Here is a 26,656-nt window from a genome sequence, read left to right as displayed (position 1 = left end):
GTTTGGCCCCTAACAAAAAACCCTCTGATTAGTTAGAGGGTTTTTTTATTAAATACTTTATGTGGAGTGTTGTAATATTTATATCTTAAGCAGCCGCTGATTCTGCCAATTTTTTTAACAATTGCTTTTTTATTAATCTTGCACGAGAAGATAGTTCGTGGTCTTTAGATTGAGTTAAAAAAGAATCAAAACCACCGCGATGTTCTACAGAGCGTAAAGCGTGTGCGCTAATACGTAAGCGGAAATTTTGTTTTAATGCTTCAGATGTTAAAGTTACTTGACATAAATTTGGTAAAAAGCGACGGCGTGTTTTATTGTTCGCATGGCTTACATTATTGCCGTAAAGAACAGATTTACCAGTTAATTCACAAATGCGAGACATAGATCACCTATCAAAATTAGTATAAAAACTAAAAGTTCTTATATAGTATAATAATTACGGTATTACCCAAGAGATAAGCCATTAGTTAAACAAGGCTATCATTTTCTTTCTTCTAACCTTTAACTATTAATTTGTCAACTTTATTTTTTTAAAAATTTAGGAAATTCATTGGCATTCTTATTATTATGTAGTATGACAGAAAAGATATTCAGATAAAGGTCATCTAATGAGTTCTTCTAACAATGCTAACCATACTCTTAGAAGGAAGATTGCTAATTTTTTATTTTATTGCTTCTTTTTAAGTTTTTTCTCACTGTTTACTTTTTTAGGCATTTGGCAGTGGCAGCGTTTGCATTGGAAAGAAAATTTAATTACTAAAGTAGAACAGCGGGTTAATAGCAATTATATAATACCACCTGATATAACAAAATGGGATAAGATAACTTTTGAGGAATATGAATATACACCTTTGAAAATGAATGGTGTCTATTTAAATGATAAAGAAATTTTAGTTAATTCAGTAGCAGAATCTGGTGCTGGTTATTGGTTGATGACTCCATTTGTTACTGAAAATAATATGATAATTTTTGTAAATCGTGGTTTTGTACCAATGGATAAAAAGCGTCAGGAAACTAGGTCAGAGGGCTTAATTAGCGGAGTAACACAAGTTAAAGGGTTGCTGCGTATGAGTGAAAAAGATGGACGTTTTATTATTAAAAATAAGCCAGAATCTGATATTTGGTATAATCGTAATTTAAAACAAATGGCAGATAAGTTAGACTTACAACTAGTTGCGCCATATTTTTTAGATGCAGAATATCAAAATTTTCCTGATAATATTCCTCAAGGAGGATTAACAGTAATATCCTTTCCTAATAACCATTTAAGTTATATGTTAACTTGGTTTTTATTAGCTTTTATGGTGTTAGTATTCGCTATATTCTTTATTTTTTGGGGTAGAAATTCTACCTCAACTAAAGATGATTGCTAAACTAAGTTTTAGATAAATTGGTTTATAGTATTTTCTGTATTATATATTTTATTTTTTAATAAAAATCCTACGAAAATAGTAGATGTATTTGAGTTGTTGTAATAATAAATGTTTATACTAGGAAAATGTCATAGCTATAGTAAGTAAAATAATAGTTAAACTTTAGTCATGATAATAGCTAAAGTTTTAAAATATATTATACTTTATAAATCCTATAGCTAGAATAATTAAAACAATAGGTAGATTTGACTACTGTAGCAATAAATGTTTTATACTAGGAGAATGTCATATCTATAGTCAGTAAATAATAATTAAACGTTAGTCATTATAATAACTAAAGTTTTAAAATATATTATATTTTATAAATCCTATAGCTAGAATAATCAAAACAATAGGTAGATTTGATTACTGTAGCAATTAATGCTTAAAATGTCTTATACCCGTAAATATCATAGCTATATTATGCTCATTAGCAGTTTTTATTACTTCTTCATCTCGGATAGATCCTCCAGGTTGGATAGCTGCACTAGCGCCTGCTTCTATCGCTGCTAATAAGCCATCAGAAAATGGAAAAAAAGCATCTGAAGCGACAACGGAGTTTTTTAGTAGAGAAATACCATTCTCTAGATCTTTTGCTCTTAAAACTGCAATTCTAGAAGAATCTCTGCGATTCATTTGACCGGCACCAATACCAATGGTCATCTGATTTTTAGCATATACTATTGCATTTGATTTTACATGTTTGGCAACTGTAAAGGCAAATTTTAAATCTTTTAATTCTTGTTCTGTTGGTTGTCTTTTAGTAACTATTTTAAAATTAGATTCGTTGAATAAGCTATCATCTTGTTCTTGTACTAATAAGCCCCCCATAACAGATTTAATAGAAAGTTGCTCATAATTTTTATTAGGTAAACCCTTGGTTAATAATAAGCGTAATTGTTTTTTTTGAGCAATAAAATTCATTGCTTCTTTATCTGCATCTGGAGCTATTATTACTTCAGTGAAAATTTTGGTTATTTTTTCTGCTGTAGAGCCATCTAAAGTTTTATTTAAAGCAATAATTCCACCAAAAGCAGATACTGGATCACAAGCTAAAGCTTTTTCATAAGCAACGGATAAATCCTTATCTATTGCTACGCCGCAGGGGTTAGCATGTTTAATTATTGCTACTGCAGCTTTATCTTTTGGTAGATCACAGATTAACTCAAAAGCAGCATCTGAGTCATTTATATTATTATAGGAAAGTTCTTTGCCTTGTATTAAGCTTGCATTCACTACAGAGTTAATATTAGGATTAGTAACATATAATGCAGCTTTTTGATGAGGGTTTTCACCATAACGCATAATTTTAGATAAACTGCCATTTATGGAAATATTATTAGGAAAAATAGTTGAGTTATCTTCCGCTTTTTTTTCTGATGATTCATTAAACCAATTAGCAATATTAGTATCATAATGACTGGTATGTATGAATGCAGCTGCGGCTAATTGATAGCGTTGTTGTAAGGTGCTAGCTCCATTATTTTCGAGTAAGTGATTTTTAAAATTTTCGTATTGATTTGGATTAGTTAATACAGATACATAATGATAATTTTTAGCGGCTGCTCTTATCATTGCAGGGCCACCAATATCTATATTTTCTATTATAATATTGTTATCAGAGGTGTTATTTACTGTTTCAATGAAAGGATATAAATTAACTATTAATAAATCTATCGGCTTAATCTTATGTTTATTACAAGCTAATGTATGCTGTGGATCATTTCTTTTTGCTAGCAGTCCACCATGGATAAGAGGATGTAAAGTTTTTACTCTTCCATCCATAATTTCAGGAAAATTTGTTATATCAGCAACATTTGTAACGGTAAAACCATTTTCTTGCAAGTATTTTGCGCTACCACCAGTAGAAATTAATTCTACATTCATTGACACAAGAAAATTTGCTAAAGATAATAAATTGCTTTTATCAGATACTGAAATTAGAGCACGTTTAATTGCTATTAAATCTTCATTTGAAGTTAAATCAGCGGTAATATCCATAAAAACACCTTATACATATTGAATTTGCCGGATTTTTACATATTAACCATCAAATTGCAATAATGATTCTTTTATTCGGCAAATTTTCCAGTTTATTATAGATGAAGGTATATTATTAAAAGTTAAAATAATTTTTTTACTTGGTAGGGCGCCATGTGTAGGACAGTGATATATGGATTCATCTAATTTTAAGATTGCATTATCGCACGAAAATTCCCAAACATTATTATTTTTACCTATTAATAGAAAATTACAAAGACGTTTTTTTACTATAATATCAGGATGTAAGTGAAAAGATATTTTTGTACTCGGAATAGCGCCTTTTAGATTTTCATATGTTAATTTGTCACTTCCAGTGATTGTATCATCAGTATCTAAGAATATCTCTCTCTGATGAATAATCTTTATATTATGTTTATATTTTTTAACGTGACTAGCGCAGAATCCTAGTTTATTTTGATTCGAAAGTTTCTCTAATGATATATTTTGAGTGATAGCTTTTAGTCTCTGTTTAGTAAATAGTAATTTCTCATTTTGTAGATAAGAATGATGTAGGTTAGAGAATTTATCACTTTTATATTGATTCGGAATTAACTTTACACAAGATTCGTTGCAATTAACTATGATTCTTTGTTGTTGTGAAGAAAATTCGAAAGACATCGCTGATTCACTATTGTTAATACCAACATTAGCTATCAATATATTATTATTATTGGCTAGACGGTAGAAATTTGAATAGGGTGCATGTTGGAAGATTGCTCCATTAGTTTCATCGTGACTTAAACAAGCATTAATAGCTTGTTTAGTAACAATTGTAGATCCATGAAAGTGCGCTAACTCACCATTAGTGTGGGTAAAAAATCTTAAACAAGGAAACAGACGCTCTATCATTTCTATTAATATTGCTGGAGGCTGTTCCAGAAGTTGTAAATAACTTTGTTTTATAGGAATTAATAACGATAATATATTATATATTTTTTGTGGCTCTAGCGAGATATGTCCTCCATCTAATAAGATGTTTTCTTGTGTCGCTTGAGTAAATATTTTTAGGATTCTTTGGTTAAATTTTAATGGTAAATTAGTAAAGCGGCAAGCTAATAATAATGTTATCGCTACATGTAATTTAGTATATTTATCTTTAATGATGATAAAATTTTTATAGAGGTGATAAGCTTGTTCTTTTATAGAGTCTATAAAAGCTTGTTGAAAATCTGTAGATGACTGTTTTAATAACCAATTACTATGGATTAGCCAATTAACTATTCTATTGGTAGTAATTTCATAATCATAGCTATGAGAGTTTGTTTTATTTCCAAAAATTTTTATCCAATCTAAAATAAAAGTACGGCTAGCAGCTAAAGATATAGCGGATTTAGCTGCATACATATGGGATAACCATGAAAAATTATGGATTTGACCAAAGATATAATCTTTATTAATATGAATCATAAAAGGCGATAATCCATTAGTATCTAAGGTTAGTCCTGAAAAATTAAACTTACCGTGATATATTTCACGTGCTACTTTAGCATCTCCCATAGGAGAGAAGATTGGCAGATAGTTAAATTTATATTTATCTTTGATAAATATTTTTTGTAATTGGGCAAAGAAACTTTTTTGTTCGCTGACTTGAGTAAATTTAGATTCAAAGCTAGTTTTTGAAAAAGATATCTTATGAGAAAATAACATACATAACTCCTAAAAATATAGGAGTATGATATCATTAATATATCAATAAATAATTAATTTATTAGTGATTATTAAATAGGAACCTGGCTGCAAAAAATCCATCCATGCCTGACAGAGCATCATTTTCATGATAGAAATCAGCAGGTGTTGTTCTTAAATAGCCTTTTTTATTGATAAGAATAGCTAATTCTGGGGGTAGTTCAGATGGTTCAAATGGTAATAATTTTATTTTTGAGGAATGTTTTTGTAAAAATTCTTCTACTAGATATTCACCTTCTTGAGGTAAGATAGAACAATTACTAAATAAAATTATAGCATTTTCTTTTGCGAAATTTAAGCTTGCTTCTAAAAGTTCAAACTGTAATTTAGTTAATTTTTTTATATCTTCTTCAGTTTTTGTCCATAATATATCAGGGTGACGTCTGATCGTTCCTGTAGAGGAACAAGGGGCATCTAGTAAAATTACTTCAAATAATTGGGTAGGTTGATAATTTTTTAAATCAGCTATATTACATTCAGCTACCATCGATAGTCTGTCTAAATTTTGCTTTAATCTTTTTATTCTATTAGTTGATATATCTACAGCAACTACCTTAGCTCCTTGATTGATTAATTGTGCTGTTTTACCTCCTGGAGCAGCGCATAAATCTACTACATTTTTACCGTTGAGATCTCCTAGTAATTTAGCTGGTAAAGAAGCGCTGAAATCCTGTACCCACCATTGCCCGTCATCGAATCCTGCTAAGTGAGTAATATCTTGTTTAGGGTTTAACAATCTTAGTGATTGGTTAGGTAAAATTATAGCATTTAATTTTTCTGCCCAGATTTCTGGATTAGCTTTTACTGTAATATCTAGGGTTGGTTCTAAGGTCTGTTTATAAAGAATTTGATTCGTTTTTTCTATTCCGTAAAATTCTTCTAACTGGTTTTTAAACCATTGAGGTGTGTTTTTTAGGGGCGTAATTTCTGTTTTTAATTGATCTTTTTTACGTAGGTAATTGCGTAAAATTCCATTAACCAAGGAAGAAAATCTATTCAATCTTGGATCTTTTTTAGTAATTTCTACAGCAGTATTTATTATAGCGTAGTCTGGTATTTTTAAATAAAGTAATTGTGCTAAAGAGATAATTAGTAAATTTTCTAAAGTTACCGCATTTTCACTTAGTTTTTTATTTAATAATAGAGTTAATATTTGTAATATTTCGGCTCTGTGCCTTAGGCTAGCGCCTAAAATGGCCTTTACTAGTAATCTATCAGCAGTTGTGAGTGATAAATATTGTGGATGCCCATGTTCATTATCAGTTAAGGCATCCATAGATTGATGTTTTTTTATAATAGCAGTTAATAGACGTAAGGCAACAATACGAGTTTTTAAACCTGATGTATTTAAAGGAAGCTTATTAGTGTTCATTGTTGCCTTACGAAATATTTACTATTCATTAAATTTTTGATTAGATTCAATGAATATTTTTTCTAATTGAGGATCTGGATTCTTTTCTAATAAACTTACTATAACTATAGCTAGAATAGATATTATAAAGGCAGGAATTAATTCATATAAACCTAGCCAAGCGAAACTTTTCCAGATTACTACCGTTGCTGCTCCAACTATCATACCAGCTAACGCTCCATTTCTTGTCATTTTTTTCCAAGTTAGGGATAATAATATAACTGGACCAAATGAAGCTCCTAAACCAGCCCAAGCATAGCTTACTAGAGATAAAATAGAGTTGTTAGGATTTAAAGCTAAAATACAAGCAATCATTGCAACCATAAGTACCATAAATCTACTTACTAGCACTAATTCTTTTTGGCAAGCACTTGGTCTTAAAAAGTTTTTATAAAAATCTTGAGTTAAGGAAGAGCTACAAATTAATAATTGACTACTCAATGTACTCATAACTGCTGCTAAAATTGCTGATAATATTACCCCAGCCATCCAAGGATTAAATAACACCATTGATAATTGAATAAAAATTCTTTCAGGATTATGGACAACGCTACCTGCTAATTGTGGATTTTTAGTAAGATATGCTAAACCTAAATATCCAATAGCCATAGCACCAACTAGACATAATGCCATCCAAGTTAGTCCAATTTTTTTAGCTCTATTTATAGTTGGAATAGAAGATGCAGCCATAAATCGAGATAAAATATGCGGTTGTCCAAAGTAACCTAAACCCCAACCGAGTGAAGAGATAATTGCTATATATCCTCCTGTTGGCATTAAGTTGTTATGGTTAGGAAAATTAGAATACATAATTTCACTTACTTCTGAAAAACCACCCATATAAATTATAATTAAAACTGGAGTTACAATTAAAGCAAATAACATTAACGTAGCTTGAATAGCATCTGTCCAACTTACCGCTAAGAATCCGCCTAAAAATGTATATAATATAGTAACAGAAGCACCTAAAAATAAGGCATTTAAGTAAGAAAAGCCAAACGTAGTGTGAAAAATTTGTGCTCCAGCAGAGATACCAGAAGCGCAATAAATAGTGAAAAATAGTAAAATAACTAAAGAGGAAATAATGGATAACACGCGTTTGCTATCATTAAATCGATGTGTAAAATAGTCGGGTATAGTTAAAGCATTTCGTGCAATTTCAGTATATATTCTTAATCTTGCCGCTATAAATTGCCAGTTACACCAAGCTCCTACTAATAATCCGACAGCAATCCATACTTCAGAGAATCCTAGTAGATAAAATGCACCTGGTAACCCGAGTAAAAGCCACGCACTCATATCAGAAGCACCAGCAGATAAGGCTGTTACAATACTTCCTATCTTTCTACCGCCTAATATATAATCATTAAAGTTGGTGGTTAAATAATATGCCAAAATTCCTATAGTAACCATAGCGATTAAATAAATGCTAAATGTTATTATCATAGGAGTTGATGCTGTGATAATATCCATATTTTCTTCCTTTATTCTTTAATTTACTTATTTATTAAGTTATTAATAAAGGAATTTATTCGTAAATACAAATATTATATCATTATTTTACAGCCAGCCGTGGTTAACTGCATTTATTTGTATTAAATTGACTAACTTTGCCTCATTATCCGCGATATAAATTTTTTTAGTTATCTATATTAAATATTAACTAAAATTTTATCCGTTTTGTTATCAGAAATATTCTTTTGCGGGATAATTTTTTAAAGCCATGGATTTTTAAATTTTGATTTATCTTCAGCGGTATCTGATTTGTTTTCAATTATATTGGTTAAATTATCATCTTTCATATAACTAGAAAGAGGTGCTTGCGCCATTTTTTCTAAAGCTTTTATACGATTACCTGTTTCTGGATGTGATGCAAATAATTTATCGCGTCCGCCTTTATGCAGAGGGTTAATAATAAACATGTGCGCTGTTTCAGGATGTTTCTCTGCTTGTTTATTTGTAATTTTCTTAGATGACATAGCCAGTTTTGCTAATGCTGATGCTAAAGATAGAGGTTTACCACAGATTAAAGCGCCTTCTTTATCGGCAGCATATTCCCTAGTTCTACTAATAGTCATTTGGATAATCATTGCAGCAAGTGGAGCTAATATTAACATCAACAAACTACCAACAATAGTTAATCCATTGTTACTATTTCCTGAGGAATTTCTATTACCACCAAATAAAAAGAAAAAATTAGCTAACATAGAAATTGCTCCACCAATGGTAGCCGCTATAGTCATTATTAATGTGTCTCTATTTTTTACGTGAGCTAATTCATGTGCCATTACACCAGCTAACTCATCATTTGTTAATAATTCTAATAAACCACTAGTAGCAGCTACGGCAGCATTTTGTGGATTACGTCCTGTAGCAAAAGCATTAGGCTGTGGATTATCAATAATATAGATTTTTGGTTGTGGTAAATTTGCTTTTTCAGCTAATTCTGTAACGATTCTATATAGATTGGGGCTGCTTTGTAAGGTGACTTCTTTAGCGTTATAACTTCTTAGCACTATTTTATCTGAGTTCCAATAAGCAAATAAATTTAAACCAGCTGCAGCAAAAAATGCGATAAACATACCATTGGTTCCACCTATAAAATAACCGATAAGCATAAATAATGCTGTTAACGAGGCTAATAATAGTGCAGTACGGAAAAAGCTCATTTTCACATCCTCAGTAAAATAATAGATAAATATATTGTTATATTATATAATAAATTACATTATTTGTAAAAGGTTTCATAATAGTAAAGGAAAAATCATGCTGAAAAATCAAAATCCTACAAAAATTCTTACCCCTGCTGCTATTAGAGCTTTAACTGAGGCTGAAGAAAGAAATGCGCAAAAAAAAATACCAACAATGCCAGAAGAATTTGGTGGGCGTGATGGAGCTGAGCCGACAAGATTTGGTGATTGGGAAAATAAAGGTAGAGCGATAGATTTTTAATTTTTTACTACATTAATTATGATGTATCCTGCGTATACTACCGACACTTTTACATAAGATAGTAAATTTCTTTTAGCTTGCTTGTAGATTAATTATCACCAATTTATATAAGATTATTCTTTCTTTATCGATTAATTTAAATAGATTGTTATGGTGATATATAAGTATCAGTATATTTTATAGGTATAATTAAAATATATTATTAGTCTATTTAGATATTCTTGTTTGGTTGGTCTAGTTTATCAGGTTATTTGACAGTTAATTAATCAACAATTGCGGTAACTAAATGTAATATCTTTATATTAGATATGACGCTAAATTATATTAGAGACGGATATATTAGATACGGATCTAAATAGCTTAAAAGATTGATAGTAATATAAGTTAAAAAAGTTATATTACATGATTAAAGAACTAAGACTTAGCAAGCACTAAATCTTAGTTCTAGGAAGTTTTATACTAATTCACGATTTTTTATTAAATCCTCCACTACAGCTGGTTCTGCTAAAGTGGATATGTCGCCTAGATTTTCAAATTCATTCACAGCGACTTTACGTAAAATTCTACGCATTATTTTTCCTGATCGTGTTTTTGGTAGACCGCTAGCAAATTGGATAGTATCAGGCGTTGCTAGAGCTCCTATTTCTTTGCGTACTTGCGCTATTAACTCAGCTTTTAGTTCTTCACTAGGAGCAAAGTCATTCATTAGAGTTACGAAGCAATATATACTTTGTCCTTTAACGTCATGAGGTACTCCTACTACAGCAGCTTCGGCTACGGTTGCGTGTGCAACTAAGGCAGATTCTATTTCAGCGGTACCTAATCTATGACCCGATACATTCAAGACATCATCTAATCTGCCGGTGATCCAATAATAACCATCTTTGTCTCTCCTGGCTCCGTCTCCTGAACAATAGCGTCCTTTATAAGGGGCGAAATATGTTTCAATAAAACGTGCGTGGTCTTTATATAAAGAACGCATTTGACCTGGCCAGGAGTCATCAATACATAAACTTCCTTCTCCTTCACCTTCGACAGGATTATTATTTTGATCAGCTAGCACGGGTTTAATACCAAAAAATGGAAAGGATGCTGCTCCAGGTTTTAATGGCGTTACGCCTGGTAGAGGCGTTATAGCGTGTCCACCGGTTTCAGTTTGCCACCATGTATCCATAATAGGCGCGTGATTTTTTCCTACTTTTTGATAAAACCATTCCCATGCTTCAGGATTAATAGGCTCACCAACAGAGGCTAGAATTTTTAAAGAATCACGAGAGGTGTTTGCAAGAAACTTATCGCCCATGCCCATTAAGGCGCGGATAGCAGTAGGTGCTGTATAAAAGATATTAACTTTATATTTATCAATTATTTGCCAAAAACGACTAGCGTCAGGATATGTTGGAGTGCCTTCAAATATTAAGCTAGTAGCCCCATTTGCAAGAGGACCATAAACTACATAAGAGTGACCTGTAATCCAGCCAATGTCAGCTGTACACCAATAGATATCACCATCATGGTAATCAAACACATATTGATGAGTCATAGAAGCATATACTAGATATCCTGCTGTAGTATGTAATACACCTTTTGGTTTACCAGTTGACCCAGAAGTATATAGAACAAACAATGGATCCTCAGCGTTCATCTCAACAATTTCACAATCGTCTGTTACAGATTTTACCTCTTCATGATACCATCTATCAAGCTGTTGGTTCCAGTCGATAGTTTCATCAGGGCAATTTTTTATTACTATAGTGCGATCAATATGGAAATTTTCATTTTTAGCAATTTCTATAGCTGCATCTAAATTATTTTTGAGAGGGATTTTTTGTCCTCCTCTAATTCCATAATCAGCAGTAATGGCTATTTTAGATTCACAATCTATCATGCGTTTTGCTAAAGAATCTGGTGAGAAACCACCAAATACGACTGAATGTATTGCTCCTATACGAGCACAAGCTAACATTGCATAAACACCTTCTACAATCATTGGTAGATATATTGTTACACAATCACCTTTTTTTACATTATTTTTTTTCAGAACATTAGCAAATTTACAAACTTCTTTATGTAATTCTTTATAAGTGACTTTCTTACTATGCTCGGGGTTATCTCCCTCCCAAATTAGAGCTACTTGGTCACCTCTGGTTTTTAGATGTCGATCTATACAATTGTAAGCTACATTTGTTGTACCATCTTCGTACCATTTTATGGATACATCTCCTTCAAAAGAAGTATTTTTTATTTTAGTATATGGTTTTATCCAGTCAATTCTTTTTCCGTGTTTGCCCCAAAATGTTTCAGGGTCATTGATACTTTCTTTATACCATTGCTCGTAAGTCTCTTTATCAATTAAGGCTTCTTTCTTAATCGATTCAGGTACGGGATAAATCTTGTCAATCATATATATTCCTCCAGAATGTTATACTTCTCCTTCTAATTATAGCTGGTTATTTTTCTTTATTCAAGTTGTAACATAAATTTTGAGAAATCCATTTATCTTTTACCAAAAATTGCAGTACCTATTCTTATATGTGTAGCTCCTGCAGCTATAGCTAGTTCATAGTCTTGTGACATGCCCATTGAAAGATATTCTAGGTTGGTTTTTTTGGCTATTGATGATAACATTTCAAAATGTGGTTTTGGATTTTCTTTTGCTGGTGGTATACACATTAAGCCTTGGATGTTTAATTTATAGTTATTTTTACATTTGTTAATAAAATCTATAGCTGCATCTGGTTTAATGCCGGCTTTTTGTGGTTCTTCACCGGTATTTATTTGTATGTAACAAGGCAGAAATTTTTGTTGTTTGATCATTTCTTGCGCAAGATATTGCGCTATTTTTTCTCTGTCAATAGTTTGAATTACATCAAAATATTTCACAGCTTCAAAAGTTTTATTTGATTGTAATTTACCAATAAAATGTAGTTCTATTTCTGGGTATTTATTTCTTAGTTCTGGATATTTGGTTATTGCTTCTTGAATTTTATTTTCAGCAAAAATCTTCTGACCAGCTAGAATAGCCTCTTCAATAATATGAGGGGGGACAAGTTTGGTTACTGCTATTAATTGTGGTAGTGCTTTGGAGGTGCGATTGGATTGTTGTGCAATAGTTAATATTTTATGCTTTAATGTTAAAATTCTTTGATTAATAGTATTTTCCATGTAATTTAACCTGTGTGATAGCTAGAAATGTAAAACTAGCTATGTTAATATAAATTAACGACAAATGTAAGAGATATCTAATGACAAATGAACGGTATAATTTTAAAATAGTTGAAGAGCGGTGGCAGGCACATTGGGAAAAAAATAAAATCTTTGAAACGGATGTTTCAACTGATAAAAAAAAATATTATGTGCTAGAAATGTTCCCTTATCCGTCAGGAAAAATTCATATAGGACATGTAAGAAATTACTCATTAGGAGATGTGGTAGCTCGTTATAAAAGAGCTAAAGGATATAATGTTATGCATCCTATGGGTTGGGATGCTTTTGGGATGCCAGCAGAAAATGCTGCAATGCAAAATAATAGCCATCCAAAAGAATGGACATATAAAAATATTGAGCTAATGCGCAAACAGTTGAAGTCTATCGGGCTTGCGATTGACTGGAGTAAGGAATTTGCAACTTGCGATGTTGAATATTATCATGCGCAACAAATTATTTTTTTAAAAATGTTTGAGGCTGGTCTGGTGTTTAGATCGACATCAAAAGTTAATTGGGATCCTGTCGATCAAACTGTATTAGCTAATGAACAAGTTGTTGATGGTTGCGGTTGGCGTTCTGGAGCTAAAGTTGAATTAAAAGAGTTAACTCAGTGGTTTTTAAAAATAAGTGATTTTTCAGAAGAATTATTGAAAGGTCTAGATGAGATTAATTCTTGGCCTGAAAAAGTTCGCCTTATGCAACAAAATTGGATAGGTAAATCACAAGGTTTAGAGATTAGATGGCAGTTAACTTCAGATAGTATAGAAAAATTAAATAATAAGATATCAGAAGTTAATATATATACAACAAGAGCTGAGACTATCTTTGGTGCTTCTTTTCTAGCTTTATCTTTTGAACATCCATTAGTTAAGCAATTGGCAACTGAAAATAATGCATTAAGAGATTTTATTGAACAATATCGCCCTAATGCAACCTCTGCTGCTGTTTTAGAAACTGCTGAAAAACATGGGTTTGATTTAGGTCTTTTTGTTTGTCATCCGTTAGATCCTACGAGAAAGATACCTCTATATGCTACTAATTTTGTCTTAATGGATTATGGAACAGGGGCAATTTTTGGGTGTCCAGCTCATGATCAGAGAGATTTAGAGTTTGCGCGCAAATATGATTTACCAGTTACAGTGGTGGTGGAGAGTGATCAAATAGATTCCATAGTTACTGATAAAGCATATCAGGGTGATGGCTATATGATAAATTCTGACTTTTTAAATGGCTTAACAGTAGACCAAGCTAAAGAAGAAGTTAGTTGTAAATTAGAGCAACAAAAATTAGGCGATAAGCCTCAGGCGCAGAGAAAAACTCAATATAGATTAAGAGATTGGGGTATTTCTAGACAAAGATATTGGGGCTGTCCAATACCTATGGTGCATTGTGCTTCATGTGGAGTTGTACCAGTAAATATAACTGACCTACCAGTTGTATTACCTGATAATGTTAGTTTTGATAAGGTTGGTAATCCATTAGATCGTTGCGAATCCTGGCTTAAAACCACTTGTCCTAAATGCGGGGGTGAAGCTAGAAGAGAAAGTGACACTATGGATACTTTTGTTGATTCTTCTTGGTATTATGCTCGTTTTACTTCTGTGGGTAGTAAAGATGCTATTGTTAAAGAAAATGCTAGTAAATGGTTGCCGGTAGATCAATATATAGGTGGTATTGAACATGCTATATTGCATTTGTTATATGCTAGATTTTTTATGCGTGTTTTAAAACAAATTGGATATGTTGACCACAATGAACCTTTTGAAAATTTATTCACTCAAGGGATGGTAGTACATGAAACTTATCGAAATGCTGATGGTTGGATATCACCAGATGAGATAAAAATTATTGAAGAAAATGGTGTTAGAACCGCTACGTTATTGAGTGATAATTCTAAGGTCGATATTGGTTCAGTTGAAAAAATGTCCAAGTCTAAAAAAAATGTCATAAATCCTGATGATATAATTGCGGCTTACGGAGCAGATACTATGCGATGGTTTGTTTTATCTGATTCACCGCCGGAAAGAGATATAGTCTGGAGTGAAAAGGGAATAGAAGGAGCCTTTAGGTATGTGCAACGTTTATGGCGTGTTCTTAGTGAAGTTGCACCATATTTAAAAGGTGTAGAGCCTAAATCTCATAAAAATGGTGAGGCGGGAAAAATATCACAATTAGCTCATAAAAAATTAAAACAAGTAACGGAAGAAATAGAAAAATTAGCTTTTAATTGTGCTATTGCTCAATTATATGATTATTTGAACCAATTTTCTAGCTTTTCCAAAAATATTAAAGATTTTAACATAGAGCAATTACAGTCTGTTCGCCAGGCTTATGAGTTTTTTGTGATGATGATTTCACCATTTATGCCACATCTAGCTGAGGAAGCTTTCTCACTGTTAGATAATGGTAAGACAGTTGTGCAGCAAGAATGGCCTAATTATGATGAGCAATTAGTTGTAGATAATAATGTGATTTTACCTATCCAAATTAATGGTAAAAAAAGAGGTGAAATTTCTGTTAAAATTGACATGGACGCTAAATTATTAGAACAACAAATATTAGCCTTAGATTTTGTAGTTAATTATATTAAAGATAAGAATATTAAAAAGATTGTTATAGTTCCTAATCGTATTGTTAATATAGTGGTTACATGAGCTAAGATTAACTTATGCTAGGTCGCGCGCAAATATCTTTATCGTCATCTATTTATGTTTCTGTTTTATTGCCTCTTCCATTCACACATAATTATACATATGTTGTGCCGGAAGGGGTAACAGTACACATAGGATCCTTGGTTAAAGTCTCTTTTGCTGGTAGAAATTTATGGGGGATGGTGAATGCGTTTGTTTTAGTTTCTGATATAACTTTGGATTTAAATAAAATAAAGCCTATTACTAAAGTTTATAATGATTATATTGTGCCGTTAGAATTTATTAATTTTATGAATTTTATGGCTAATTATAATTTGATTCCCTTAGGTTTGATTTTAAAGATGTTGTTACGCGGATTTGCTCCAGATTCTATCTCTACAAGTAACAAAAATTGGGGTTATCGTTTAAATTATGAAAATTATCAGAAAATATTATCTGACAAAAAAATTAAAATTACCTCGCAAAGGCAGAGAGTCATAGATCGTTTGTTAGACGAAGATGAGATATGGACTGCGTCACAGTTGCAGGATGTTGCTCAAGTTAACAATAACGTAATTAGATCTTTGTTAAAATTAGAAATTTTACAAAAAGCAAAATTCCCTTTTACAGAAAAAAAATGCTTAAATTATGGTGAGAAGGCTCTTACAGCATTAAATGAAGAGCAGAAGTTGGTGGCGGATAAAATTAATGCTCAACTTCCTGAAGGGTTGCATAATGTATTTTTATTGGAAGGGGTTACAGGTTCAGGTAAAACAGAAGTATATTTTGAGGCGGTAGCTACCGTTCTAGAGTTAGGAATGCAGAGTTTAATTTTAGTTCCAGAAATTATGTTAACTCAACAATTTTTAGATCGTTTTGCTAGCAGATTTGGTTTTTATCCAGCACAATGGCATTCTAACATAAGTAAAAGCCAAAAGGAGCATATTTGGCAATCCTTAAGCAGGGGTGAACTAAGGGTTATAGTTGGTGCTAGATCTGCTTTATTTTTACCTTTTAAAAATTTAAACTTAATAGTAGTAGATGAGGAGCATGATGCTAGTTATAAGCAAGAAGAAAATATAATTTATAATGCTAGGGATATGGCCGTAGCTTTAGCTAGTAAGGGTTCTTTTTCAGTTATATTATCTTCTGCGACTCCTTCTATCGAAAGCAAAGTTAATGTATCACGCAATAAATATCAGCATTTATTACTAAAAAAACGTTTTTCTGGGTATAATTTACCGCAAATTAATATAATTGATTTAAAGCAAGAAAAGATTCTTAAAAATAGCTTTTTGTCAGCACCTTTAGTTTCAGCGATGCAGGAGACTTATGCTAAAGGCGAGCAAATTATGTTATTTTTAAATCGTCGTGGTTATGCACCGTTAACATTGTGTCGTAATTGTGGCTATCGTTATGAGTGTCCAAATTGTTCGGCTTGGTTAGTTGAACATAAAAGTAAGAATAATTTTGAATGTCACCATTGTAATTATAGTTTGAGTTATTCAACTATCTGTCCATCTTGCTTGGAAAAAGATAGTTTATTATCTTGTGGTTATGGAGTAGAAAAAATAGCAGAAGAGGTAGTGAAATTATTTCCTTCTGCTCGAATAATGATATTATCAACTGATTTTCAAGGTAGCATTGCACAAATAAGAAAAGAGTTGGACCTTATTACTAAAGGTGAAGTGGATATAGTTATAGGTACTCAGATGATATCTAAAGGACATAATTTCCCTTTAATGAGTTTAGTCGGTGTAATTGATGTTGATATGGGTTTAAATATTAGTGATTTTAGATCTTCAGAAAGAACGATACAATTATTAATGCAGGTGACCGGTCGCGCGGGTAGAGGAGGATTAGCTAGTAAAGGTTTTTTGCAAACTTCTAATAAAGATCATGAAGTAGTAAAGGCTTTATCTAGCGGTAATTTAGCAGAATTTTATCGACAAGAAATAATGATTCGTCAACGTGATGAATTGCCACCGTTTGGTCGTTTAGCTGCTATAATAGTTTCAAGTGAAGATAAAAATCTTGCTTACGATCTAGCTAAAAATATAAAAAGATGTCATGAACCTCAAGAAAATATAAATCTTTTTGGACCTGCGGAGGCTCCTATATTTTGTATAAGGAACAAATATAGATATAGATTATTGTTGCATAGTAAGCTATCGGTTTCTATCCAAAATTATATTAATAAGTTGTTGTCGAAAGTAAATAGGCGAATTAAAGGGGTAGAATTACAAGTGGACATAGATCCGTATAATTTTTTATAAAAAATTAATGTAAAAAATAAAAAAATAATTATTCAAATATTGCTAGATTATGTATGTTGTGTTAAAGAAAGATAAATTCTTGTTACTAGAATAGTTATTGAGTATATTATTCGTATTTGTTAAGATTAACTATAAGGATAGAAATGTGGCACAAAATTCGTTATTAATGTCAGTAGCTGTTTCTCGCTATGCGCGTGTGCTGTTTGAAGTAGCTAAAGCATGTAATGAATTATTTACGGTGGAGAAAATCTTACAAAGTTTCTCCGAATCATTTGCTAAATCTGCTGATTTTAAGAATTTTGTTAATAATCCTAAGATTACACCTGATATTCAACGAAACTTTTTCAAGAGTATTTTGGCGGTTAATGATAATCCTAATAATATAGCAGAAAAAATAGTGCTTAATTATTTTGAGTTATTAATCGCGCAGCATAGATTAAACTTATTCATTGATATATTTGCTAAATTTAAACAGATGGCAGCTCGTTACAATAATATAGTAACTGTAACGGTTACAACAGCTGTAGCTTTGTCTGATGAAGAACGTGAAGAAATAGTAAATATTTTTACGGAGTCTGAAGGTAAAAAAATAGCTTTAGATGAACAAATAAACCCTAAAATATTAGGAGGGGTAATTATAAATATTGGTTCTCGCCAAATAAATACTTCTCTTAGTTATAAATTAAATTCGATTAAACAGGCATTGAAAGAGGTTGGCTGATGGATATAAACCCGTCGGAAATTACTAGAATTTTGAAAAAGAATCTTCAGGATTTTGGTGGAGAAATAGATATTTCTGAAGTAGGAGAAGTACTTTCTGTTGGCGATGGTATTGCTCGTGTCTATGGTTTAGAAGGGGTTCAAGCTGGTGAGATGGTTGAATTCTCAAGCGGCGTTCGCGGTATGGCGTTGAACCTTGAATCTTCAAATGTAGGTGTGGTTGTCTTTGGTAATGATAGAGAAATCCGTGAAGGTGATACGGTAAAACGTACTGGTAATATTGTAGAGGTACCAGTAGGTAAAGCTTTGTTAGGACGTGTTGTTGATGCTTTGGGTAATCCTATTGATGGTAAAGGTCCTATAAATGCTACTGAATATCGTCGCGTAGATGTTAAGGCTCCTGGTATTTTACCAAGAAAATCAGTGCATGAGCCAATGTCTACAGGTTTGAAAGCAATTGATGCTTTAATTCCTATCGGTAGAGGACAGCGTGAGCTAGTAATTGGTGATCGTCAAACAGGTAAAACAGCTATTGTTTTAGATAGTTTTTTAAACCAAAAAACTTTAAATGAAACAGCATCAGAGTCTGAAAAATTATATTGTGTCTATGTAGCGATAGGACAAAAAAGATCCACGGTTGCGCAATTTGTAAAAATATTAGAAGAACGTGGTGCGTTAGAATATTCTATTATTGTTGCTGCTACCGCTTCTGATCCTGCTCCTTTACAATTCTTAGCTCCATTTAGCGGTTGTGCTATGGGTGAATATTTCCGTGATAATGGAATGCATGCTTTGATAGCTTATGATGATCTTTCTAAACAAGCGGTTGCTTATCGTCAGATGTCATTATTGCTACGTCGTCCTCCTGGTCGTGAAGCTTATCCTGGTGATGTTTTTTATCTTCATTCACGTTTATTAGAGCGTGCAGCTAAGTTGAATGAAGATCATGGTGCAGGTTCATTAACAGCGTTACCTATCATTGAAACACAAGCTAATGATGTATCTGCTTACATTCCTACTAACGTTATTTCTATTACAGATGGTCAGATATTTTTAGAAACAAATTTATTCTATCAAGGTATTCGCCCTGCTGTTAACGTGGGTCTGTCGGTTTCTCGTGTAGGTTCAGCGGCTCAGACTAAAGCTATGAAACAAGTGGCTGGGTCAATTAAAGGTGAGTTGGCTCAATATAGAGAGATGGCTGCTTTTTCACAATTTGGTTCTGATTTAGATCCAGTAACACAAAAATTATTAAATAGAGGTGCCCGTTTAACTGAATTGTTAAAACAACCACAATTTTCTCCCTTAAAAATGGAGGAGCAGGTTGCAGTATTATTTGCAGGTGTTAACGGATATCTTGATGTTATTGCAGTTAATGACGTAGAAAGATATGAAAAAGGATTATTAGCTTATTTGCGTAATGAACAGCAGGAACTCCTTTCTGCTATTGCTACTGAAAAGCAATTGTCTGATGTTAATAAGGATAAATTAAAACAAATTCTCGATGATTTTTCTAAGAAATTTGTTTAACTTAAGGGTCTTTAATCATGGCTTCGCTTAAGGAATTAAGAGATAGAATTATTTCTGTTAAAGGCACTCAGAAAATTACACGTGCAATGCAGATGGTCGCCGCGGCAAAGCTACGTAAAGCGAAGGATCGTGCTGAAAATGCACGCCCTTATGCACAGAAAATATATCAATTGGTATCGCAGCTTAGTAGCACTGTCGAAAGTTCAGAAGCGCCAAAATTATTAACGGGAAATGGTAAAGATCAAACTCATTTATTGGTAGTCTGTACTGCTGATAGAGGTTTGTGTGGTCCTTTTAATAGTCAGATAGTTCGTTTTGCAGAACATAAAATTAAGGAATTATTAGCTCAGGGTCGATCTGTTAAAATTATAACAGTTGGTAAAAAAGGTGCTGAGTTACTTAAGAAAAATTATTCTAAGTTAATAATTGAAGAATTAACTTTTAGACAGGTAAAACAGTTGGATTATCAACAAGCTGCTGAAATAACAGCTATTATTGTAAAATTATTTAATAATAATCAGTTTGATGTTTGTCAGTTATTTTATTCACATTTCTATTCTGTTTTACATCAAGAACCTACGGTAATGCCAATTATTCCTCTTGTTAATGATGTTAACTTAGAACAGAAACGAGATAATCAACAGCAATTAGATAAGCAGCAATCGCAAGCGATAAATATTAATTATGAATATGAGCCAAATCCAATAAAAGTATTAAATGATTTAGTGCCACGTAATATTTCAGCACAAATCTTTAGTGCTTTATTAGAAAATGTTGCAGGCGAAATGGGGGCTAAGATGCGTGCAATGGATAATGCTACACGTAATGCTGGTGATATGATAAGTAGATTATCAGTAACTTATAATCGTCAACGACAAGCAAAAATTACAACAGAACTAATAGAGATAATTTCGGGTGCAGAAGCACTTTAAGGAGAAGGTAAGGATCGATGGCACGAGCAGCGACCTCAAATAATATGAATAACGACAAATATTCCACTAATGAATCTATGGTAATTGGTCATATACATCAAGTTATTGGTGCTGTTATTGACGTACAATTCTCAGAAGATAATATGCCGGATATTTTAAACGCTCTAGAAACTGAAAATCAAGGGCAGCGGTTAGTTTTAGAAGTAGCGCAACATTTAGGTGATGGCGTAGTTAGAACTATAGCTATGGATAGTACTGAAGGTTTAGTGCGCGGTCAAAAAGTTTTTGACACTGGTAGTCCTATCAGTGTTCCAGTAGGTGAAGCAACTCTAGGACGTATAATGAATGTTATAGGTGAGCCCGTAGATGATGCTGGTCCTATTAATACAAGTGAAAAAAGAGTTATCCATCAAGAAGCTCCTGCCTATGTAGAACAGGCTACAGATACAGAAATATTAGTAACAGGTATTAAGGTTATTGACTTACTTGCTCCATATTCTAAAGGTGGTAAAGTAGGTTTATTTGGCGGCGCTGGTGTTGGTAAGACAGTGCTTATTATGGAATTAATTAATAATATTGCTAAAGCGCACGGTGGTTACTCAGTATTTGCCGGGGTTGGAGAAAGAACCCGTGAAGGTAATGATTTATATTATGAAATGATTGATTCTAACGTTAATATTGATCCTAAGAGCAATTCAGGTTCAACCGAAGGATCAAAATGTGCTTTGATTTATGGGCAGATGAATGAACCTCCTGGCGCACGTGCGCGTGTTGCATTATCAGGTTTGACTGTAGCTGAATATTTCCGTGATCAAGGACAAGATGTATTATTCTTTGTTGATAATATTTTCCGTTTTACACAAGCTGGTGCTGAAGTATCTGCTTTATTAGGTCGTATTCCTTCTGCTGTGGGTTACCAGCCTACTTTAGCTACAGATATGGGCGCTCTTCAAGAGCGTATCACTACTACTCTTAAAGGATCTATTACGTCTGTACAGGCGATTTATGTTCCTGCTGATGATTTAACTGATCCTGCTCCGGCAGCTTCATTTGCTCATTTGGATTCTATGACTGTTTTATCACGGGCAATAGCGGAAAAAGGTATTTATCCTGCTGTGGATCCATTGGATTCTTCTTCTAGAGCTTTAGATCCATTAGTAATAGGAGAAGAACATTATAATGTAGCTCGTCAGGTTCAGGAAATTTTACAGCGCAATAAAGCTCTTCAAGATATTATTGCTATTTTAGGAATGGATGAATTATCTGAAGAAGATAAATTGATTGTTAGTAGAGCTCGTAGAATTGAAAGATTTTTCTCACAACCATTCCATGTAGCAGAGGTTTTCACTGGTGCGCCAGGCAAATTAGTCTCTTTAGAAGATACAATTCGTGGTTTTAAAGGGCTTTGTGCAGGTGAATATGATCATTTACCAGAGGCTGCTTTTTATATGGTTGGTTCGATTGATGAAGCAATTGAAAAAGCTAAAAAATTGGAGCAAAATATCTAATTTAATTTATATTTAAGGTAGTGCTATGGCAGTTAATGAATTTAAATTTGAACTTATACTTCCAGATGGGATAAAATATTCCAGCGCAGTGTCTAGCGTTATTTTTGCTGGTCAGGAAGGGATGTTAACTGTTATGGCTAATCATACCCCTTTAGTTGTTAGTATTATTCCAGGTGTTTTATCTATTTTTAATATTGATGGTGGTGAAAGTAGATTTTTCTTATATGATGGTGTTGCATATATAACCCCAGACAGCTGTGTTATTTTATCTGAGACAGCTGTGATATTATCAGAGCTTGATCCAAAAGAAATAGAATTTAGAATAGAGAAAGTTCGTCAAGAACTTAGCGAGATGGGTGGTGATGCTCATGATAGATCTGCTACAGAGGATTTTCTACATCAACTTATTACAGTTCATGGTTTTTTTCAAAATGGTGAATATGTATCTAAGTCGACGGACAATAATTAATATTTAAAATCTTAAATAAGACCAACAGTATATAATGTTGGTCTTATCTTTTTTGAATTCTATTACTTTTTTTCATATGTATGGCTAAATATGTACGGCCAAATATTTTTCTTAACGAATCATTAAAATTTATTATCTTATGTAATGTAAGGTAGTTATTTGTCATCCATGCCTAATTATTAGTAAAGATATTCTTATTTTTGTTGTATAGCTAGTTATAATATTTCTATTTACTAAGCTAGAAGATCGTTAAGTTAGATTAAATTAACGATAAAATTAAATATTTCAGTAAATTTTCTCTATTTATAATATAATTTTTGAGTTTAATGATCCTATATAAAATAAATAAGATCTAAATTCACAATAAATAATAGCCTGATTAAGGATATAAAATCTGTTCAATAACGTTGATATAGTTACTAGTTAATAATTATGAATAGTTTGGTTGAATTATAACTATTATTGACAATATTTTATGATTATTATTAATTTATAAGAGGAAAATATTATATTAGCTTATTTAAAACTTAATAATTTAATAACTAATAAATAGATATACTAATAATAGATTAATTTGCTATCATTACATAGTTTGAGATAGTAATTCTGGACAATTAAAATGAAAGATAGAATAACTAATTTAGCAGAAGGGCGCATTTTTAGAAATAATGCGTTACAGTCTTTTGGCTTTATTCTAGCTTCATTATTTTTAACATATGCGCAAAGTTTTAGCATGAACCTTGCTTTAGCTAGTATTCCACAATTGCAAGCTGAATTATCGTTAACAAAGCTAGAGGTGTGGTGGCTTTATGCTGCTTATATGATACCTTTAGTTAGTATGTCATTCTTTTTAATTAAAATTCGTACTCAGTATGGTTTACGTAACTTTTCTGAGGTCGCAATTTTCTTTTTTTTATTTGTTTGTATTTTTAATGTAGTTTCTCCTGGTGTAGGTTATTATCCTTTATTATTGACTAGATTTTTATTAGGTATTGCTGCCGCCCCGATAGCTTCAGTAGCTTTTTTGTATATGATGCAAGCTTTTTCTGAAGAAAAAAAATACACTATTGGTATGAGTTTACAAATGACTCATATTGCTTTAGGTTTACCTTTTGCACGGTTAGTTTCTCCTTATTTATTATCTTTTGGTGGCTATAATAATTTATATTATTTTGAAATTGGTTTAGCTTTCTCCGCTTTAGCTCTTATATATATATTTCCACTTATTCCGATAGACAGACAGCGCGTTATAAGCAGGTGGGATATTATCAATTATTTGATTATTGCGATCGGTTTAGGAGCAAATGCTATAGCTATGATGTTGGGCACATTAGTTTGGTGGACTGATGCATCTTGGATTGGTGTTTTAATTATTATCTCTATTTTTTGTTTTATGCTAGCTATAACTTTAGAGTTATATAGATCTGATCCTTTTATAGATTTAAAATGGTTATTTAGAGCAGAAGTTTTTGATCTTATATTCTTATTGATAGCATTCAGATTATTATTATCTGAACAGTCCTTTTTTGCAGGAAATTTTTTTCTTTTTCTTGGTTTTGCTGATGAGCAATTACATATATTTTATTTTATAATTATTTCCGGTATTTTATTAGGGGGATCTATTTGTGCACTCTTAATGCGTTTAGGGCGTGAAGATATATTTCATATTATAGCTTTATCCTTATTAGCTATAGGTTCTTTTATGGCTAGTTTTTCTACTCGTTTTACGGTTCCTTCTGATTTATATGTTGCTCACTTTTTAATTGCAGTAGGTAGTGCTATGTTTTTACCTCCAACTATGATGAGAGCCTTTGCTATAATAGATGATAAAAATCAGTTACATTTATTAAGCTTTATTGCCGTTTTTTTGATAACCCAAAATACAGGCGGTATTATAAGTGCTGCTTTTTTTAGAAGTTTTGAATTTGTAAGAGAAAAAATAGCTTATTTTACTTTGGTAGAACATTTGCAACCACAATTTAATATTTCACCTGAGCAATTAGTAACGTTAAATGAAGAATTACATTTAGATGCAGGTATTATAGCTTATAATGATATATTTTTATTATATAGTATTTTTTCTGTGGCGATTTTATTATTTTTCATAATAAAAATATCTCTTAAAAAATTTATTTTCTTAAATAGGAAAGGGTAATCATGTTTGTAGATCAAATAAGAGAGAGGGCGACAATAATAATTTGGCTATCTTGTATAGCTGCTATAGGGTTTATTTTGTACGCTTGGAATTTTCTACCTTTATTTAAAAATATAGAATCTAGTAACATGGCTTATATACGTGCTAATCATGTATTAGTTAGTAACTTAGTAGAGGGTGAAATAACTAAAATTCATGTTATTGATTATGAAAAGGTAGAAGAAGGTCAACCTTTGTTTGAGATAATGGATGTTAATACAAAAGCAAAACACATTATTAACGCACCTACATCAGGTCAGGTAGGTTTGATACGTTTATACGAAGGACAATATTTAAATGTAGGCACCACAATGCTGGTAATCATTAAGCCAGAATTTTGGGTAATCGCATCTTTTAAAGAAACACAAATTAATAATATACATATAGGTCAAAAGGCTAAGATTAAGATAGATGCAATAAAAGGGCGGGTTTTTGATGCTATAGTTAGTGAAATTGCTCCTGCAACGGGGATAGAATTTAGTGTAATAAAACCAGAGGATTCTATTGGTAATTTTGTTAAATTAACGCAAAAAATAGCGGTTAGATTAGATTTCGATAAACTTTCAGAAGCAGATGTAAGTAAATTAAAAGCAGGTATGTCTGCAAATGTAGAGATAGACACACGCTCGTATGGATTTAGATAAATAATGCCCTTTATGAAGGGCATTATTTTATTTTCCTAAAGTTGCTAAGGAATTTGCTTTTGCTTTTTGTGTAAAAATTGCTTGTGCTTTAGCAATATTTTCTTTTTTTCCTGCCCATGTATTTAAAGCTGCTGCTTGTAATGCTCTTCCATATGAAAAAGTTAATGGCCAAGGTTTTGGTTGATCAATATTATTAATAGCAGCTAAATGTTTTGTTGCTTCATCGTCTGTTTGTCCACCTGATAAAAAGGCTATACCAGCTAGAGCTGGAGGCACAGTTTCTTTTAAGCATTTAATAGTATATTCTGCTACTTGTTCAATAGTTGCTTTTCTAGCATTTTGTCCGTCTATTATCATATTTGGTTTTAAGATCATTGCATCTAATTTGACTTTGGCAATATTTAGGGCAGCAAATACAGTTAATAATACTTTTTTAGTTACTTGATAACAGGTTTCGATATTGTGGTTAGCTGGTGTTCCATCCATCATAACTTCAGGTTCAACGATGGGTACAATATTTGCTTCTTGGCATAGAGCAGCATAACGAGCTAGGGCGTTAGCATTTTGGATTATTGATCCATCTGATGGAAGGTTGGCTTCAGTATTAATATGAATAACAGCTCTCCATTTAGCAAATCTAGCGCCTAATTTATAATATTCGTTTAGTCTTTCTCTTAAACCATCCAACCCTTCGGTTATTGTTTCATTAGGGAAATTAGCTAAATCTTTTGCACCTGTATCTACTTTAATTCCTATGAAACAGCCTTGATCGGTCAATAATTTAGTTAATGGACTTAAATCTTCAGTAGTTTGTCTTATAGTTTCGTCATATAAAATAACTCCAGAAATATAGTTAGATATAGCTTCTTGATTAGAAAAAAGCATATGACGATAGTCACGTCTACTTTCAGGTGTTGATTCTATATTGATAGCGTTAAATCTCTTGGTAATAGTAGCATTGCTTTCATCCGCGGCTAAAATACCCTTACCTTTGGTGACTAATGCCTTAGCTATTTCTTGAATAGTTTGTGTCATTTTTTAC

General features: G+C 32.1%; 19 protein-coding genes and 1 pseudogene. 11 read left to right on the top strand and 9 right to left on the bottom strand.

Features of this window, described 5'->3' with window-relative positions; translation table 11 throughout:
• Positions 1 to 85 precede the first annotated feature (85 nt).
• A complete protein-coding gene (gene rpmB / locus AB6T46_RS06890; protein ID WP_370931401.1) occupies positions 86 to 382 on the bottom strand; it encodes a 50S ribosomal protein L28 in 297 nt (98 codons plus the stop codon).
• 226 nt (positions 383 to 608) lie between these two features.
• Here rpmB and AB6T46_RS06885 point away from each other — a divergent pair, with 226 nt between their 5' ends.
• Positions 609 to 1,373, top strand: coding sequence for an SURF1 family protein (locus AB6T46_RS06885; protein ID WP_370931400.1), 765 nt, complete (start codon positions 609 to 611; stop codon positions 1,371 to 1,373).
• A 417-nt stretch (positions 1,374 to 1,790) separates the two neighbouring features.
• Here the strand turns inward: AB6T46_RS06885 and purH are convergent, their stop codons facing one another.
• From purH to htpX, 5 genes are all read right to left on the bottom strand, one after another.
• Positions 1,791 to 3,413, bottom strand: a complete 1,623-nt coding sequence (gene purH, locus AB6T46_RS06880) for a bifunctional phosphoribosylaminoimidazolecarboxamide formyltransferase/IMP cyclohydrolase (protein ID WP_370931399.1) — start codon at positions 3,411 to 3,413, stop codon at positions 1,791 to 1,793.
• A gap of 42 nt (positions 3,414 to 3,455) precedes the next feature.
• Positions 3,456 to 5,102, bottom strand: a complete 1,647-nt coding sequence (locus AB6T46_RS06875) for a heparinase II/III family protein (protein WP_370931398.1) — start codon at positions 5,100 to 5,102, stop codon at positions 3,456 to 3,458.
• Positions 5,103 to 5,163: 61 nt separating this feature from the next.
• Positions 5,164 to 6,513, bottom strand: a complete 1,350-nt coding sequence (locus AB6T46_RS06870; protein WP_370931397.1) for an RsmB/NOP family class I SAM-dependent RNA methyltransferase — start codon at positions 6,511 to 6,513, stop codon at positions 5,164 to 5,166.
• Between the two features lie 21 nt (positions 6,514 to 6,534).
• Positions 6,535 to 8,025, bottom strand: a complete 1,491-nt coding sequence (putP, locus tag AB6T46_RS06865; RefSeq protein ID WP_370931396.1) for a sodium/proline symporter PutP — start codon at positions 8,023 to 8,025, stop codon at positions 6,535 to 6,537.
• 242 nt (positions 8,026 to 8,267) lie between these two features.
• Entirely contained in the window at positions 8,268 to 9,221 is a 954-nt protein-coding gene (gene htpX, locus AB6T46_RS06860) for a zinc metalloprotease HtpX (RefSeq protein WP_370931395.1), read from the bottom strand.
• 97 nt (positions 9,222 to 9,318) lie between these two features.
• On the opposite strand from htpX, the gene AB6T46_RS06855 reads away from it, so the two are divergent.
• The gene (locus tag AB6T46_RS06855) at positions 9,319 to 9,504 is read left to right on the top strand and encodes a DUF1674 domain-containing protein (protein WP_370931394.1); all 186 of its coding nucleotides are present in this window, start codon (positions 9,319 to 9,321) and stop codon (positions 9,502 to 9,504) included.
• A gap of 454 nt (positions 9,505 to 9,958) precedes the next feature.
• Here AB6T46_RS06855 and acs read toward each other — a convergent pair whose 3' ends face one another.
• Entirely contained in the window at positions 9,959 to 11,908 is a 1,950-nt protein-coding gene (gene acs / locus AB6T46_RS06850) for an acetate--CoA ligase (protein WP_370931393.1), read from the bottom strand.
• 92 nt (positions 11,909 to 12,000) lie between these two features.
• Positions 12,001 to 12,669: a YggS family pyridoxal phosphate-dependent enzyme gene (locus tag AB6T46_RS06845; protein WP_370931392.1), complete on the bottom strand. Its 669-nt coding sequence runs from the start codon at positions 12,667 to 12,669 to the stop codon at positions 12,001 to 12,003.
• Between the two features lie 80 nt (positions 12,670 to 12,749).
• Here AB6T46_RS06845 and leuS point away from each other — a divergent pair, with 80 nt between their 5' ends.
• The 9 genes and pseudogenes from leuS to AB6T46_RS06800 all read left to right on the top strand — a co-directional run bounded on the left by leuS (position 12,750) and on the right by AB6T46_RS06800 (position 25,614).
• Entirely contained in the window at positions 12,750 to 15,365 is a 2,616-nt protein-coding gene (leuS, locus tag AB6T46_RS06840) for a leucine--tRNA ligase (protein ID WP_370931391.1), read from the top strand.
• Positions 15,366 to 15,379: 14 nt separating this feature from the next.
• Positions 15,380 to 17,617, top strand: a complete 2,238-nt coding sequence (priA, locus tag AB6T46_RS06835; protein ID WP_370931390.1) for a primosomal protein N' — start codon at positions 15,380 to 15,382, stop codon at positions 17,615 to 17,617.
• Positions 17,618 to 17,762: 145 nt separating this feature from the next.
• Positions 17,763 to 18,338 (top strand): ATP synthase F1 subunit delta, encoded by a 576-nt coding sequence (gene atpH, locus AB6T46_RS06830; RefSeq protein ID WP_370931389.1) that lies wholly within the window; start codon positions 17,763 to 17,765, stop codon positions 18,336 to 18,338.
• Positions 18,338 to 19,867: a F0F1 ATP synthase subunit alpha gene (atpA, locus tag AB6T46_RS06825; protein WP_370931388.1), complete on the top strand. Its 1,530-nt coding sequence runs from the start codon at positions 18,338 to 18,340 to the stop codon at positions 19,865 to 19,867. Before atpH ends, atpA begins: the two co-directional genes overlap by 1 nt.
• A 17-nt stretch (positions 19,868 to 19,884) precedes the next feature.
• Positions 19,885 to 20,799, top strand: coding sequence for a F0F1 ATP synthase subunit gamma (locus AB6T46_RS06820; protein WP_370931387.1), 915 nt, complete (start codon positions 19,885 to 19,887; stop codon positions 20,797 to 20,799).
• Positions 20,800 to 20,885: 86 nt separating this feature from the next.
• A pseudogene (gene atpD / locus AB6T46_RS06815) lies at positions 20,886 to 22,307 on the top strand (F0F1 ATP synthase subunit beta); the annotation flags it as partial.
• Positions 22,308 to 22,332: 25 nt separating this feature from the next.
• Positions 22,333 to 22,776 (top strand): ATP synthase F1 subunit epsilon, encoded by a 444-nt coding sequence (gene atpC, locus AB6T46_RS06810; RefSeq protein ID WP_370931386.1) that lies wholly within the window; start codon positions 22,333 to 22,335, stop codon positions 22,774 to 22,776.
• A gap of 619 nt (positions 22,777 to 23,395) precedes the next feature.
• Positions 23,396 to 24,931: an MFS transporter gene (locus AB6T46_RS06805; protein WP_370931385.1), complete on the top strand. Its 1,536-nt coding sequence runs from the start codon at positions 23,396 to 23,398 to the stop codon at positions 24,929 to 24,931.
• Positions 24,932 to 24,933: 2 nt separating this feature from the next.
• Positions 24,934 to 25,614, top strand: coding sequence for an HlyD family secretion protein (locus tag AB6T46_RS06800; protein WP_370931384.1), 681 nt, complete (start codon positions 24,934 to 24,936; stop codon positions 25,612 to 25,614).
• A 27-nt stretch (positions 25,615 to 25,641) separates the two neighbouring features.
• Here AB6T46_RS06800 and AB6T46_RS06795 read toward each other — a convergent pair whose 3' ends face one another.
• Positions 25,642 to 26,649 (bottom strand): class I fructose-bisphosphate aldolase, encoded by a 1,008-nt coding sequence (locus AB6T46_RS06795; protein WP_370931383.1) that lies wholly within the window; start codon positions 26,647 to 26,649, stop codon positions 25,642 to 25,644.
• Positions 26,650 to 26,656: the final 7 nt, after the last annotated feature.

This window comes from Bartonella sp. DGB1 (assembly GCF_041345015.1).
GTDB lineage: Bacteria > Pseudomonadota > Alphaproteobacteria > Rhizobiales > Rhizobiaceae > DGB1.
Note: the sequence above shows the minus strand (reverse complement) of the source record. Positions and strands in the feature narration are given on the sequence as shown.